Annotated in this window: 15 protein-coding genes; 4 read left to right on the top strand and 11 right to left on the bottom strand. The window is 72.8% G+C overall.

All coding sequences use genetic code 11. The annotated features are described in order from the left end of the window. Positions 1-53: 53 nt before the first annotated feature. Positions 54-1,505: an FAD-dependent oxidoreductase gene (locus AC0QU1_RS11440; protein WP_483576497.1), complete on the bottom strand. Its 1,452-nt coding sequence runs from the start codon at positions 1,503-1,505 to the stop codon at positions 54-56. A 171-nt stretch (positions 1,506-1,676) separates the two neighbouring features. Here AC0QU1_RS11440 and AC0QU1_RS11435 point away from each other — a divergent pair, with 171 nt between their 5' ends. Continuing rightward, on the top strand, positions 1,677-2,477 hold the full coding sequence (locus tag AC0QU1_RS11435) for an AAA family ATPase (RefSeq protein WP_483576496.1): 801 nt from the start codon (positions 1,677-1,679) through the stop codon (positions 2,475-2,477). Positions 2,478-2,627: 150 nt separating this feature from the next. On the opposite strand, the gene AC0QU1_RS11430 is transcribed toward AC0QU1_RS11435, so the two are convergent. Continuing rightward, positions 2,628-2,927 carry a hypothetical protein gene (locus tag AC0QU1_RS11430; RefSeq protein WP_483576495.1) on the bottom strand — a complete coding sequence of 100 codons (300 nt, stop codon included), beginning with the start codon at positions 2,925-2,927 and terminating at the stop codon, positions 2,628-2,630. A gap of 12 nt (positions 2,928-2,939) precedes the next feature. Then, complete coding sequence (locus tag AC0QU1_RS11425) at positions 2,940-3,191, bottom strand: hypothetical protein (RefSeq protein WP_483576494.1); 252 nt, start codon at positions 3,189-3,191, stop codon at positions 2,940-2,942. A gap of 208 nt (positions 3,192-3,399) precedes the next feature. Here AC0QU1_RS11425 and AC0QU1_RS11420 point away from each other — a divergent pair, with 208 nt between their 5' ends. Further along, entirely contained in the window at positions 3,400-3,945 is a 546-nt protein-coding gene (locus tag AC0QU1_RS11420) for an NUDIX domain-containing protein (RefSeq protein WP_483576493.1), read from the top strand. Here the strand turns inward: AC0QU1_RS11420 and AC0QU1_RS11415 are convergent. Beyond that, on the bottom strand, positions 3,912-4,892 hold the full coding sequence (locus tag AC0QU1_RS11415; protein WP_483576492.1) for an endonuclease/exonuclease/phosphatase family protein: 981 nt from the start codon (positions 4,890-4,892) through the stop codon (positions 3,912-3,914). The two genes, AC0QU1_RS11420 and AC0QU1_RS11415, sit on opposite strands and share 34 nt — an antisense overlap. A gap of 198 nt (positions 4,893-5,090) precedes the next feature. Between AC0QU1_RS11415 and AC0QU1_RS11410 the strand changes: the two genes are divergently transcribed. Then, complete coding sequence (locus tag AC0QU1_RS11410; protein ID WP_483576491.1) at positions 5,091-6,053, top strand: TIGR03557 family F420-dependent LLM class oxidoreductase; 963 nt, start codon at positions 5,091-5,093, stop codon at positions 6,051-6,053. 31 nt (positions 6,054-6,084) lie between these two features. Here the strand turns inward: AC0QU1_RS11410 and AC0QU1_RS11405 are convergent, their stop codons facing one another. The 7 genes from AC0QU1_RS11405 to AC0QU1_RS11375 form a co-directional block, all read right to left on the bottom strand. Further along, the gene (locus tag AC0QU1_RS11405; RefSeq protein ID WP_483576490.1) at positions 6,085-7,395 is read right to left on the bottom strand and encodes a cytochrome P450; all 1,311 of its coding nucleotides are present in this window, start codon (positions 7,393-7,395) and stop codon (positions 6,085-6,087) included. A gap of 13 nt (positions 7,396-7,408) precedes the next feature. Beyond that, the gene (locus AC0QU1_RS11400; protein ID WP_483576489.1) at positions 7,409-8,014 is read right to left on the bottom strand and encodes a flavodoxin family protein; all 606 of its coding nucleotides are present in this window, start codon (positions 8,012-8,014) and stop codon (positions 7,409-7,411) included. Between the two features lie 19 nt (positions 8,015-8,033). Beyond that, a complete protein-coding gene (locus AC0QU1_RS11395) occupies positions 8,034-8,510 on the bottom strand; it encodes a DUF6098 family protein (protein WP_483576488.1) in 477 nt (158 codons plus the stop codon). Between the two features lie 177 nt (positions 8,511-8,687). Continuing rightward, the gene (locus AC0QU1_RS11390) at positions 8,688-9,074 is read right to left on the bottom strand and encodes a VOC family protein (RefSeq protein WP_483576487.1); all 387 of its coding nucleotides are present in this window, start codon (positions 9,072-9,074) and stop codon (positions 8,688-8,690) included. A gap of 73 nt (positions 9,075-9,147) precedes the next feature. After that, positions 9,148-10,752, bottom strand: a complete 1,605-nt coding sequence (locus tag AC0QU1_RS11385) for an N-acyl-D-amino-acid deacylase family protein (RefSeq protein ID WP_483576677.1) — start codon at positions 10,750-10,752, stop codon at positions 9,148-9,150. 85 nt (positions 10,753-10,837) lie between these two features. Then, entirely contained in the window at positions 10,838-12,088 is a 1,251-nt protein-coding gene (locus AC0QU1_RS11380) for a glycoside hydrolase 5 family protein (protein ID WP_483576486.1), read from the bottom strand. Positions 12,089-12,147: 59 nt separating this feature from the next. Further along, positions 12,148-13,164, bottom strand: coding sequence for a LacI family DNA-binding transcriptional regulator (locus tag AC0QU1_RS11375; RefSeq protein WP_483576485.1), 1,017 nt, complete (start codon positions 13,162-13,164; stop codon positions 12,148-12,150). A gap of 199 nt (positions 13,165-13,363) precedes the next feature. Between AC0QU1_RS11375 and AC0QU1_RS11370 the strand changes: the two genes are divergently transcribed. Further along, entirely contained in the window at positions 13,364-14,647 is a 1,284-nt protein-coding gene (locus tag AC0QU1_RS11370; protein ID WP_483576484.1) for an ABC transporter substrate-binding protein, read from the top strand. Positions 14,648-14,652: the final 5 nt, after the last annotated feature.

The raw sequence follows: 14,652 nt of genomic DNA, 5'->3' as shown, positions 1-14,652 counted from the left end.
AACCACTCGCATCCCGAACCGCTTCTCGGCGTGCCCGCACGCCCTCGTGCAGCTCAGCGCGGTGCGAGGTGCTCCGTGGCGGGTCCTTCGAGCAGCGTGCCGTCGGCGGCGAAGCGCGACCCGTGCACCGGGCAGTCCCACGACTGGTCCAGGTCGTTCCAGCGCACGACGCCGCCGAGGTGCGGGCAGACCCTGGACACGCGGCGCGCCCCCGCGCGCTGTCCCGTCGGCCGGGTCGCGGCGCAGGCCCAGCCCTCGACCTGCGCGCCGAACGTCGCCGCCGTGCCGGTACTCGGCTCGGCCCGGCGGGCCCACGGTTCGAGCGTCGGGCCCCACTCCACGGGGTCGCCGAGGAGGCGCCCGGCGAGCGCCAGCCCGGCGGCCGCGCCGTTGGTGAGCCCCCACTTGCCGTAGCCCGTGGCCACGAGCACCCGCTCGTCGCCGGGCACGGCCGGTCCGACGAACGGCAGCCCGGTGTCGCTGGTGTAGTCCTGGGCCGCCCAGGCGTGCACGGCCGACCCGACGGGCAGGTGGGCGACGGTCCAGTCGTCGAGCGCCGCCACCCGCCGCGCCGGATGCGGCTCCCGGCCGACGGCGTAGCCCTCACCGCCCACCATGAGCAGCCCGTCCGCCGTGCGGAGCGACTGCACGGGTGACCCGGCGGTGATCGACATGGTCTCGGCGAAGCCGGGCGGCAGCGCCGTCTGGTCGGCCACCTCCCACGTGGTGAGCAGGCTGCGGCCGGCCTCCAGCCGCAGGAACAGCCCGCCGAGCCGCCCGGGCGGCGCGCCGGTGGCCAGCACCACCTTGTCGGCGAGCACGGTGCCGCGCGTGGTACGCAGCGCGACGCCGGACCGCCGCCGGTGCACCTGCCGGACCCGGACGCCGTCGTGCACGGGGACCCCGCTGGACCGCAGGCGGGCCCGCAGTGCCGAGAGCATGCGCAGCGGGTCCACCTGGGCCTGGCCGGGCAGGCGCACCGCGCCCAGGGTGCGGGCGGGATAGGGCGGGTCGTCCTCCCACTGCGCGGCGAGTCCCTGGCGTGCGCAGACGGCAAGCACGGCGTCGACGTCGGCCACCTGCTCCGGGGTGGTCGCCACCGTCAGGTCGTCCCGGTTCTCGACCGGGACGTTCAGGTCCTCCAGCGTGCGGCGCAGCCACCCGAGCCCGGCGAAGCCGGCGGCGAGGTAGTCCCGGACCACGTCGTCGCCGTGCCGCGCGATGCGCGCGAGCCGCGTGCCCTGCAGCACCGAGAGCTTGCCGGTGGAGCGGGCGGTCGTGGTGGCGCGGGCGCCGCCCGCGTCGAGCACCACGACGTCGGCGCCGCCGTCGGCCAGGAGCTGGGCGGTGACGACGCCGGTGAGGCCCGCGCCCACGACCGCGATATCGGTGCGCAGGGGGCCTGGGGCCAGGACGGCGGGGGTGCCGGTGCCGGTGCTGCCGGTCTCGATGTCGGCATCGGGGCCGGTGGCTTCGGCCGTCTCGTCGTGGGGAGTCTCGCTCACGGTGCACCTCCTGTGCCGGTGGTCGGACCCGCGGCGGGGCCTCTTCAGGCTGGCACGGAGGGCGGGCACTCGCAGCGCTACTGTCCGGGTGGTGGACGGGCGCCTCCATTCGTTGTTGCTGTGGCCACGTGTCCTGGTTCGATGCGCCCGTCCGTAGGGCACGATGTTGGCATGGCACGTACTCGTACCGCTGGTGGACCGTACGTGCGTGAAGCCCGCGCGGACCGGCTGCCGTCGGAGGGCTGGCCGTTCACGATCCCTGCGGTGCGAGCCCTGGCCGACGGCGAGGTGCTCGACCTGGACCACCCGGTGACGTTGCTGTGCGGGGACAACGGCAGCGGCAAGTCCACGATCGTCGAGGCGATCGCCGCAGCCGCGGACCTGAACGCGGAGGGCGGGTCGCGCAACTTCCAGTTCAGCACCCGCACCACCGAGGTCCCGCTGGCCGAGCACCTGCGTCTGGTACGACACCCGGGCCGCCGGCCTCGGGACGGCTTCTTCCTGCGCGCCGAGTCGTACTTCAACGTCGCCACGGAAATCGAACGTCTCCACGACGATCCGGACGCCCCACCCCTGCTGCCCGTCTACGGCGGCGTCTCCCCGCACGAGCGGTCCCACGGTGAGTCGTTCCTGGACCTGGTGACCCACCGGTTCGGCACCAGCGGGCTCTACGTGCTGGACGAGCCCGAAGCCGCGTTGTCCGTGACCGGCTGCCTGGCACTGCTGGCCCGCGTGACGGAGCTGGCGGAGGCCGGGTCGCAGTTCATCATCGCGACCCACTCACCGATCCTGCTAGCGATCCCCGGCGCGGTGATCCACCATCTCGACGAGCACGGTCACGAACGGATCCACTACGACGACGCGCTCCCCGTGGTCACCATGCGCGCCTTCCTGGCCGACCCCGGGCGGTTCGTGCACCGCCTCCGAGCCACTCCACCTGCCGGGGCGACAGCCGAGGAGGCATCCTCATGACCGATCACGTTACCGATCCGGAGGCGGCGGGCGTCGCGAACTTCGCTCATGAGATGGGTGTGCTCAAGCGGTTGCGCCGTGCCGGGTAGTGGCAGGCCCAGCCCTGACCTCCCGCAAAGGTGGGAGGCGGGAAGCCCGCGAGGGCGACGGTCAGGCGGCGGAGTAGCGCTGGCGGGCGGCTTCGCCGGTCGTGCCGAGGGCCTGGCCGACGGTGTTCCACGACAGGCCCTTGGCTCGGGCGTGCTCGACGGCCTCACGGACGGCTCGCTCGGCCTCGTTCGTCAGGTAGATCCGGCGGGCCGCGGCGCGCTGAAGCTCCTCAAGCACAGGATCGGTCGGCCGCAGGTCGGCGGGGTCAGCCTGCTCGGCCTTCGCGGCCATCTGCTCACCCCAGGCCTCCAGTTCGGCCCGCTCGGCGGGAGTCAGGTTCAGATCATCGATCTGCATCATCGTCACCCTTCTTCATCGTGGGGAGGAACTGAGCCCGGGCGTCCATCGCGTGGAACACCACGAACCGAATGCCCCACTTGGACCGGTGCCCGACCTCCAGCAGTGTGCCGTCCCGCGCCCCGTCATCTGCCAGAGGTTCCCGTCGTCATCCTCGTTGTCGTAGCTGCTGATCGACAACGCCAGGGCGTGCTCGATGTCCGCTTCCGTGATCCAGCCGCGCTTGAGCGCGCTGCCCAGGACCAGGATGCCCTCGACCTCATCCACTGTGCAAGCCTCCTTGCCAAGTCATCTTGCCATCGGAGTCCGAGGTCCGCGTCAGACGACTTCCCGACCGTCGCGCTGCTCCGTGCGGCTTCCGGAACCAGGCCTCGCGCTCGGGCCGGCGGTGCTCGCGCCCCAGTTCCATCTGGAAGCGGAACGCACCCGCCACCGGGCGATCCAGGTCGAACAGGTGCGCCGATATGGTCGAACAGTGAACCTGCTGCCCTTCGACGAGTACGTCGCCTCGCTCCCACGCAAACGCATGTCCGCGGGTGTCCTGCTGTACGACGACGCGAGCCGGGTCGTACTGGTCGAGCCGTCGTACAAGACGAAATGGGATGTCCCTGGTGGGGTCGTCGATGACGGCGAGTCGCCTTGGCATGCCGCTGCGCGAGAGCTGGCCGAAGAGCTGGGCCTCGTTCGTGAGCTCATGCGTCCCCTGGTCATCGACCACGAGGCCGCTACGGACGACGGGATGCCCGAGGGCATCGCCTGGATCTTTGACGGCGGCTCGATCAGTGAGCAAGAGCTGGCCGCGCTCCCTCTGAACGACCCGGAGATCGTCTCCGTCGGGCTGTACCGACTCGAAGAGGCCAACGGCAAGACGACCAGCCCGCTCGCCCGCCGGCTGTCGGCCGCACTGGCTGCCGTGAAGAACGGCTCCGCGCCGATCTTGTGCGAGAACGGGGTACCAACCTACGGCACACGCGAGCCGAACCCCGGCTACCCCGTGGCGAACTCCAACCACAACGGATAGTGGTCGCTGATCCGCCACGAGACCTGGGCTCTCGTCAGATCCCGCAGCGCGTGCGGCACGAAGTCGAAGTTGCCGCCGCGCCCGGTGTAGCTGAGCCCGTGCAGGAGCGAGGGCACGTCGGGCCGGGTGGGGTCGCTGAACCACGCGATCTGGTCGTACTGGTGATGGCTCTTGTCGTTGTCGAAGATCGTGCGCGGGACATCGTTGAGCTCGGCCGGCGGCCAGAGCCCGGTGGAGACGAACGCGTCGAAGAGCGGGTCGTCGATGCGGTCGAGGTTGAAGTCGCCCAGCACCAGGAGGTTGCGGTTCCAGTCCTTGGGCCGGTCGGCCCAGCCCCGCATCCACGTGGCGAACGCGGTCAGCTCGCCGATCCGGTCGGCGGGCTCCTCGCCCCACAGCACGTGCACCGTGGTCAGGATGAACTCCGTCGAACCGCGCACGAAGCCGGCGGCATACGGCGTGCGGGCGAACTGCTCGACGTCGCTCTCCCCTCGCGCCGCCGGCGGCAGGACCAGCTCCCCCACCAGGCCGGAGGGCTGAACGCGCTCCGTGTCGTAGACGTACGCGAGGCGCTCACCGTTGCCGGGACCGCCCTCGGTGACGTCGGAGGCGATGACCTTGTACCGCGGGCCCAGCAGGTTGAGCAGGGCGAACAGCGCGGTGGTGTCCCGCCGGGTCTCCTGGACGGCGGTCACGTCGAACCGTCCGACGACCTCCGCGATGCAGGACAACGCGTGCCAGTCCCGCCTGGGACTGTCGTCCTGACTCGACTGCCACTTGTGCGTGATGCCGCCGAACGCGCGCAGGTTCCACGTCCCGATCAGCAGGTTCTTCTCGGTCTTGTCAGGGATCTGAGCAGCCAGCGCCCCGCGCACCCGGCCGACGTCGTCGTTGACGGCACCAGGGACCGTGCCGGACGGCGGAGTGGTGCTGGGCGACCTGTTCATGTCGGGCTCCTGCGCGGTTGGGACCACCGATACCTCCGGGGAGAAGCACCCTGGAGCGCTGATACCACCGGCGAAGAAGAACCCGGGTGAACCGGTCGGCGCGCTGGAGGGCGCCAACTGGAGCGAGTGCGCGCTGGGCCGCGCGAGTGGCCGCGCACCCTGCCTATGGTCGTGGCACGACCTCGGTAAGGAGTCCAGATGCGCATCGGGTACACCCTCATGACCGAGCAGAGCGGGCCGCGCGAGCTGCTGCGGTACGCCGTGGCGGCGGAAGACGCCGGCTTCGACTTCGAGCTGTCGAGCGACCACTACTCCCCCTGGCTGCCGGAGCAGGGCCACGCGCCGAACGCCTGGGTGCTGCTGGGAGCGGTGGCCCAGGCGACCAGCCGGGTGGAGCTGATGACCTTCGTGACCTGTCCGACGATGCGGTACCACCCCACGGTCGTGGCGCAGCAGGCGGCAACGCTCCAGCTCCTGGCCGACGGCCGCTTCCTGCTGGGGCTCGGCGCCGGCGAGAACCTCAACGAGCACGTGATCGGCGAGGGCTGGCCCAGCATCGCCCTGAGGCACGACCTCCTCGAAGAGGCGACCCACATCATCCGCGAGCTGCTCACGGGCGAGCTCGTCACCTGGGAGGGCCAGCACTTCCGCGTCGACTCGGCGCGCCTCTGGGACGTGCCGGACGACGGCGTCCAGATCGGCATCGCCGTCTCCGGCGAGCACGGCGTGGAGCGCTTCGCCCCGCTCGCCGACCACCTGGTCCAGGCCCTGCCGGACGGCGAGGTGGTGAGCGGCTGGACCGACGGGCACCCGGGAGGTTCACGGGTGTTCGGACAGGTCCCGATCTGCTGGGACCCGGACGAGCAGGCGGCTGTCGAGCGGGCGCACACCGAGTTCCGCTGGTTCGGCGGCGGGTGGTCGGTCAACGCCGACCTGCCGACGCCGGCCGGGTTCACGGGGGCCTCCCAGTTCGTGAGGCCCGAGGACGTGGCGTCGTCGATCGCCTGCGGACCCGACCTGGACAAGCTGGCCGAGAGCGCCCGCCCGTTCCTGGACGCGGGGTTCACCGACCTCGCCGTCGTGCAGGTGGGCGACCACAACCAGGAACGCTTCCTGGCCGAGGCCGCCGGACCACTGGTGGAACGCCTCCGCGCCTTGTAGGCGCGCAGCTCGCCAGCGTCGGCGAGCACGCCTACAGCTCGTCCGGGGCGAAGCGCAGCGCCAGGTGGTTCATCGTGCACGGCAGCGGATCGCGCCGGAGGTAGCGACCCCGCTCAACGCGCAGGTCCTGGGCGGCCAGGTGGGTCAGCGCATGCGACGCGACCAGCAGCACAAGATTCCGGCCGGGGCACGCGACCGGCCCGCCGCTGAACGGCACCAGGCCCCAGTCGGCATCGTGCCGGCCGTCCATCCAGGCCTCGGGCAGAAAACCGTCGGCATGGTCGAGCCGGTCCGGGTCCCGGTGGAAGAACGCGCTGACGATCACGAACCCCGTGCCTGCCGGCAGGGTCCGCCCGCCCCAGGCCGTGGGCCGGGTCGAGTCGCGCAGCACCGCGAGCGTCGTCGGCCACAAGCGCAACGACTCCAGCACGCAGGCACGCGCGTACGGCAGCAGCGCAGGCCCGAGCTCCAGCGTCGCCGCCTCGGCGCGCAGCCGGTCACGCACGGCAGGGCGCGCACAGGCGACCGCCAGGGCGCGGAGCGTCGCGGCGCCCGCGGCGTCGAACGCGAACAGCCAGTGCGGTACCTGGCCCACCGCCGTCGCCAGCCCGGCGGTGCGGGCGCGGGCCGCGAGCGAGCCCGGCCCGGCCGCGCGCACGTGCGTCGCTATCCGCCGCTCGAGCTCCCCACGGAGCCACGGCCGTCGGGGACGCAGCCACGACCAGTTGCCGTCGCTGCGCAACGCGTTGAGCACCTCGACGAGACGCCGGTCGGTCCGTGCCTCGGCCCCGAGGACGATCTCCAGCACGAGCTCCCACCAGCGGTCCGCGAACCGTCCGGCGTCGAGCTGGCCGAGCTCCCCCGTGCGGCGGGTCAGCTCCGCCATGGCGCGGGAAGTCGCGCGGGCGAACGCCTGACCGTCGTCGTGCACCGGATGATCGGTCTGGAGCACCGCCTCGTTGACGGGCCGGCGGACCTTGCGGTCCGCGGCCGACGAGATCAGCACCCCGTCGGGCTGGAAGTGCGCGAGCGCGCCCCGCTTCTCCAGGGAGGCGGGCGTGAACGGTTCGGGTGAGCCGTCCAGCAGGCGCCGGGCGTCGTCCGCGTACGTCACCAGGACGAGGCGGCGCGGGCCCAGCCTGAGCACGAGCGGAGCGTCACCGTGGCGGCCGCGCAGGCCGCTCAGGACGGCTCGCGCCGTCCGGTCCGTCTGCTGGCGTTCCGCCCAGGCCGCCGCGCGCGGACGGCGGACGATCGCCCCCTGGGCGACGAGCGGGACCAGCACCGACCCCACGACACGAGCGCTCTCGGCGGCCGTGAGGTCGACCGGTGTGGCGGGCATGGCCGGTGACCCGTCAGCCCCGGTGCGGCAGCACCGGGTTCGCCGCGAGCGCCGACGCCACCGCGTAGAGGTTGTGGGCCATCAGCCGGGCGGTGCTGTGCGACCACTCGTGCCCGTGCTCGGTCTGGGGGTAGTCCGGACCCGGTCCCGGGCCCTGGTTCCAGTAGGTCCACGCCTGGCCGGGGACCGTGTAGCCGATGTCGGCCAGCCCGCCGCTGATCTCGGAGATCACGTGGTGCGCGCCGTCCTCGTTGCCGGTCACCACCACGCCGGCCACGCGGTTGTAGGCCACGGGGGTGCCGTCGGGCGAGGTCTCGGCGAGCATCGCGTCCATCCGCTCCAGCATCCGCTGCGCCAGGGACGACGGCCGCCCGAGCCAGGTGGGACTCACCACCACGAGGATCTCGGCGTCGAGCAGGCGCTCGTGCACCTGCGGCCACTGGTCGTGGCCGCCCAGGTCGGTGACGACCCCCGGCGGCACGTCCAGGTCCGCGAGCCGGACGTGCTCCACGAGCACGCCGCGCTCCTGGAGCGCCTCGGCGACCACCGCGGCCAGGGCCTCGGTGTTGGACCGCTCGGGCGAGGGCTTGAGGGTACAGCTCACGAACAGCGCCTTCATGGTTGACCTCCAAGGACGTTCACGTACCGTCGGCTCCAGGAGCGAACACCTGCCGGTAGACCGCCATCGCCTCCTCGACGGCGGCCGGATGGACCGAGGCGACGGGCGTGATCGCCACCAGCAGCGGCTCGCAGTCCGGGCCGCGCGCCGTCGTCTCGCCGGTGAGCAGCCACGGGAAGCGGTCGTGCACCATCAGGTGCGAGTACTGGCTGAGCTGGCGGGCCACCCAGTGGTCGACGGGCCGGGTCCACCACGGTTCGGGCGTCATGGGGTTGACGCTCAGGCCCGGCATCAGGCATCCGCTCTCGTGGTCCCGGCTCACGGTGCCGCGGTCGGCCTCCGGCCCGGCGCTGAACCGCACGTACACCGGCGTCACGGTCTGGACCAGCTCGGTGACCTCGCCGAGCGACCGCAGACGCGGGAGGCCCGACAGCACGGAGAACCGCCCGAGCTCGTCGCCGTCGACGGCCAGGCCGTCCTGCGGAATCGGGGTCACGTGGGCCTCCGGCCGTGCAGAGGGGTCGGCGCCACGTCTTGACTCCAGACCCACGGTAACCCGGCGCCGTGACCGGCGCACCGGCTCCGACTCGTCAGGGCAGCGCGCCGCCCGGCCCGGGCGCCGGCCGGGACGCGGGCGGCCACGCCGGAGGCGCCGGCCGGGCCGCGCGCCGGCTCACTCCTGCATGAGCGCGATGACGTTGCCCGCCGGGTCCGCGATCCAGCCGATCGTCGGCCCCTGGGCGGGGTCGGTGCTGCGGACCACGCCACGCTCGTCCTGGTCGAACCCGGCGTACCGGATCAGGCTCACCCCGGCCGCCTCCAGCTCGGTCACGGCCTCGTCGATGTCCGGCACCACGAGGTTGAGCACGGTGAACGACGCCGGCGTGTGGGCCTCCCCCTTGGGGTAGACGAACACCGACGAGCCCTCCGTGAGCTCGATCTCGAGGCCGCCCATGGCGTTCCCGTGCGCGGGCAGGCCGAGCATGTCGCGGTAGAAGGGCAGAGCGGCGTCGACGTCGTCCACCGAGAAGCCGCTGAAGCTGCGGAGCGTGGTGACCATGTGGGTTTCCTTCCCTCGGAGCGGTCACAGGGCTGACCGCCGCACCCGGGGAAAGTCATCGGTCGCGGCTGAACTACCGAGTCTGCGCGGCGGCGGCTGAACCATGCCGGAGCGCGCCGCCCGGCCGCCACGGCGTGCGCGCGCCGTCCTCGATCACGGGCGTGCCGCCCACGAGCACCCAGGGGATCCCGTCGGCCGTGCGGCGCGGCTCGTCCGGCGTCGCGCGGTCGGTGACGGTCGCCGGGTCGAAGACCACGACGTCGGCCACGAAACCCTGCGCGATCCGGCCGCGGTCGCGCAGGCCGAGGCGCGCGGCGGGCCGCGCGGCCAGGTGCACGACCATCTCGGCCAGCGACAGCACGCCCTCCTCCCGCACGTACCGGCCGAGGTAGCGCGGGAAGGTCCCCGAGCCGCGCGGGTGCGGCTTGGCGCCGACGAGGATACCGTCGCTGCCTCCGGTATGACGGCGGTGGCGCATGATCTCGCGGACGTTCTGCTCGTCGCCGACGTGCTGCAGGATGCTCGTGCCGAGCCGGTCGGCGAGCAGCAGGTCGAAGAACACCTCGACGGGCGGCCGCCCCTCGTCCCGCGCGATCCGGGCCACGGTGCGGCCCACCCGGTCGCCGAGGGCGGCGTCGCGCACCCCGGCGATCTCGATGGTGTCCCAGTCGACGGGCACGCCGTGGCAGCCGTCGCTGCCCACCACCTCGACCTCGTGCGCGATCCACGCGCGCTCGTCCGGGTCGCGCAGCCGCGCGAGCGTCCGCTCGGGACCGCCGACGGCCGCGCGGCTCGGCAGCAGCGCCGACAGCGTCGTCGACCCGGGCAGGTACGGATAGGAGTCGAGGGTGACATCGACGCCCGTCTCGATCGCCCGGTCCACGAGCGCCAGCAGCTCGCCGGCCCGGCCGCGGTTCTCGGGGAAGTTCATCGTGGCGTGGGTCAGGTGCAGCGCGCACCGGGCGCGCCGCGCGACGTCGACCATCTCGGCGTAGGCCGCGAGCGCTCCCGCACCGTAGGACCGCTGGTGCGGCGCGTAGAAGCCGCCGTGCCGCGCGACCACCTCGCACAGCGCGACGAGCTCGTCGGTGTCGGCGAACGCGCCGGGCACGTAGGTGAGCCCCGACGACAGGCCGAACGCGCCCTCGCGCATCCCCCGGTCCACCTGCGCGCGCATCTCGGTGATCTCGGCCGGGGTGGCGCGCCGGTCGCCCGTGCCGACCACGTTCATCCGGACGGTCCCCTGCGGCACCAGGTACGCGACGTTGGTCGCGCTGCCCCGGCGGTCGACCTCGGCGAGGTACTCCGCGACGGAGCGCCACGCGAAGCCGACGCCGTCCGGGGTACCGTTCCAGCCCGCGATCTGCTCGCGCACGGTGGCCATGGTCGCGTCGGTGACGGGCGCGTAGGAGAGCCCGTCCTGGCCCACCACCTCGGTCGTCACGCCCTGCGTGACCTTGGCGAGGTGGTCGCCGTCGGCGAGCACCGCGAGGTCGGAGTGGGCGTGCATGTCGATGAAGCCGGGCGCGACCGCCAGCCCGTCGGCGTCGACGACCCACGCGTTCGGGGCGTCGATCCGGCCGCCGACGCGCGCGATCCGGCCGTCGCGGACCAGGACGTCGCCCGTGGTGGGCTCTCCCCCGCCACCGTCGACGATCAGTCCGCCGCGCAGCAGCAGCGCGCCCGACGCCCGTCCGCCGTCGGCACGGCCCGGCCGGACGCCGCCCGCGCCGTCCGCCGACCCACCGCCGCCGTCGGACTGCCTACGGACCGACACGAACCAGCTCCCGCACGCCGCGCACCTCGAGCGCCACAGGGTTGGCGGCCGTCGTGCTGGTCACGACGGCGACACCCACGCCGTCCTCCCGCAGGGCGTGCCACCGCTCGAAGACCGCGCCGCCCGGACCGAGGGCCGCGCGGGACAGCGGCACGTCGTCCGCGTCGACGTCGACGACCACCGCGACCGGGCGGCCCGCGCCGCTCCCCCGCTGGCCCCCGCGGCGCGCCTCCGCCACGACCTCGGCGAAGCGCCGGCCGAGCGGCTTGACCCGGTTGTCGACGTCGAGCAGGCCGAGCGAGTACTCCAGGTCCTTGTAGTCGCCGAGCTCGCGGGTCACGTCGTGCGAGCACCACCACGTGACCGCGAACAGGTCCTCCGTGGTGAGCGCCGCCTCGATGGTGCGCACGCAGAACTCGGGCATCTCGGCTTCCGCGAGGTTCAGCGAGGGCGCCCCGACCTCCTGCAGCCAGACCGGGCGGCTCGGGTCGGTCGCGAACGCCTTGGACAGCTCGATCATCCACTCGGCATGCCGCACCGACTGCGGCGACAGCGCGCCGTAGGTGGCCCCCGTCCCGTTGAAGATCCAGGAGTGCACGGTGGTCAGGTCGCCCAGGCGCGCGGCGTGGGCCGGCAGGAACGGGTGGTCGTCGCGGTACCAGAGATGGTCGTTCTCGCTGTGCGCGACGACGTGCCGCGGGTCGCGGCCGCGCGGGGCGTCCAGCAGCGAGGTGAGCCAGTGCGCCACCTCGTCGGGCTTGGCGGGCATCGCCGCCGGGTTGGGCCGCTGGAACTGGTTGAGCTCGTTGCCGAGCGTGAGTCCCAGAAAGTTCGGCCGGTCGCGGACGGCGTCGTACACCGCCGCGACGAGCGCCGCCTGCGCGTCGATCGCCGGCTGGTCGGTGAACATGTTCCCCTCGTGCCAGTTCACGAGCCAGGCCGGCACGAAGTCGAAGCCGGACATGTGCCCCTGGATCACGTCCACCGCAACGTCGAGACCGAACTCGGCGGCCACGTCGGTCACGAGCGCGACGTCGTCCAGCGCGCGCTGCCGGATGAGCGTGCGGTTGGGCTGCAGTACCGGCCACAGGGGGAACACACGCACGTGGTCGACGCCGAGCCCGGCGATCGCCTCGAAGTCGGCGCGGACGGCGTCGGCGTCGACGGCCATCCACTGGAACATCCAGTCCTGCGACGGGGTGTAGTTGACGCCGAAGCGGGGCACGGTCGGGTTCACAGGTCTCCTCTGTTCCGGGTACTCGGGGTAAGGCTGGTCGTCCGGGCGCGCGGCGCGGCTCAGTCCGGCGCGGCGGCGGTCGACTCGCGCACCACGAGCCGCCGGCCGCCGACCGTCTGCGACGTGACGTCCTCGCCCCGCACGAGCCGCTCCAGCAGCGCGACGGCGGTGCGCGCGCTCTCCTCGACCGGGGCGTCCAGCGCGGTGAGCCGGGGCCGCACGAGCGTGGAGACCCAGGAGTCCTCCCACGCCACGACCGAGAGCCGGTCCGGCACGCTCACCCCCAGCTCGGGGGCGTGCGCCACGATCTCGGCGGCGATCACCTCGCTGTCGACGACGATGGCCGTCACCTCGCCGATCCGGCCGAGCAGGTCGGCCACGGGGTCGGCGGCCGCCGCGTCCCACACCGCGTACGACGGCTCGACGCCGTGCTCCTTGGCGGCCGCAGCGAAGCGGGCGTCGCGCGCGCGGGTGTGGGCCAGGCCGGGCGCGTCGTTGATCCGGGCCACGCGCCGGTGGCCCAGGCCGGTGAGGTGGGCGAGCACGGTGGCGAACGCGGCGTCGTCGCGCAGCGTGACGGCGGGCACCTTCGCGTCCGGCGGCGCGCCGAGCACCACCGCCGGCGCGCCGAGCTGCTCGACGAGCCCGAGGCGCGGATCGTCCGTGCGCACGTCCACCAGCAGGAACCCGTCCACGCGCTGCTCGGCCCACCACTCGCGGTAGACGCGCGCCTCCTCCTCGATCCCCACCAGCGTGAGCGAGAGCGACCAGCCGATGTCGGCCAGCGGCTCGGTGAGCCCGGCCAGCAGGCGCATGAAGAACGGGTCGCGCCCGAACGTGTCGCTCGCGCGGGCGATCACCAGGCCCAGGCTGCGCCCGCCGCGGCCCGAGACCTTGCGACTGGCGTAGTTGGGGCGCCAGTTGAGCTCGTCGGCCGCCTGCCGGATGCGCTCGGCGGTGGCAGCCGACACGTTCGGCCGCCCGTTGAAGACGTGCGACACCGCGGACGGCGAGACGCCGGCGCGGCGGGCGACCGCGGCGATGGTCGCTCGTTTCGGGGAGGTCTCGGACGTCACCTGCCAGACACTAGGGGGTTGACCCTCCAAAGTAAAGCGGTATACATTCGCCGCCAGCCGGATTGTGTACCGCTTTACAAGCCGCGGTCACCCGGCAGGGCACGCGGAAGTGCCCCCGCCGTCTCGATCGATACACCGCAGTTCCTGATCGACGCAGTACCTGATCCACAGCTCCAGACCGAAGGCTCCAGGAGGTCCCGTGACACAGGGCATCACCAGACGCACGCTGCTCGGCGCGGCGCTCAGCGGCGGCATCATCGCGCCGCTGCTGTCCGGGTGCGGGGCGCTCGTGCCCGCGTCCAGCGGCCCGCACACCCTGAGCGTGCACACCCAGATCAGCGGGGCCGTCGCCGGCGCGCAGACGTTCGCCGACGTCGTCGCCGCCTACCAGCGGGACACCGCGCGCCGCGTGGCGCTGCTGAAGAACGGCTCGGACCTGCCCATCGTGTTCGAGACGAGCACGCTCGCGGGCAAGGAGGCCGACGTCGCGATCGTCAACATGATGGGCCGCACGCTGTCCTGGACCCGCCTGGGCGCGACCGTGCCGGTCAACGACTACCTCGACGAGTGGGGCCTGCGCGACCTGATCATTCCAGAGGCGCTGGCCGAGTGGACCGACGAGGACGGCCGGCTGCGCGCGTTCCCGTTCACCCGCACCAACTGGCCCGTCTCGTTCAACACCGCGCTGCTGGAGGAGGCGGGCGTCGGCATCCCGACGACGTCGGACGAGCTGATCACCGCCGCGGACGCGCTGCGCTCCAAGGGCATCGGCCCGGTCACCGTCGGCGGCTCGGACTGGAGCGGCCAGAAGCTGTTCCTGCAGATCGTCCAGGGCTTCATCACGCAGGACGAGGCGCGCACCGTATTCTCCACGGGCAAGATCTCCGAGAGCCCTGGCGCGGTCCGGGGCGTCGAGCACTTCGTGGAGCTGCGCGACGCCGGCGTCTTCGTGGACAACGTGCAGGGCTACACCTCGGACTCGGAGCTCACGCAGTTCAACACGCGCCAGGCCGCCATCGTGCCCGCCATGTCGTCGGCGCTGGCGCTCGTGCCGGCCGAACGTGCGGCCGAGGTCACGGTGGGCGGCTGGCCCGTCCCGTCCGACGGCGGCGTGCTGGAACGCCCGAGCGTGATCCAGAGCTACAACGGCCACGGCATCTGGATCAGCCAGAACGGGCTCAAGAAGCTCGACCTGATCCGGCCGTTCGTGCGGCACCTGTACAGCGAGCAGGTCACCGACCGGTTCGTGCTGGAGTCCGGGCGCGACATGAGCCGGATCACCGAGACCGTGAGCCAGGACTTCCCCCTGGTGGCCCGGGCCTCCCGGCTCACGCCCGCCGAGGTGACGCCGGTGATGCTGCCGGACCTGCTCATCCCGGAGGCCGTGTTCGAGCCGATGATCCAGGCGACAGCGCTCGCCTACGGGTCGGCCCCGGCCGACCCGATCATCGACGCCTTCGAGACGTCGTACCAGGCGGTCTGACCGCA

Source organism: Promicromonospora noduliphila (assembly GCF_056951025.1).
The sequence above is the reverse complement of the archived record's forward strand: the minus strand, read 5'-3'. Positions and strand labels throughout refer to the sequence as shown.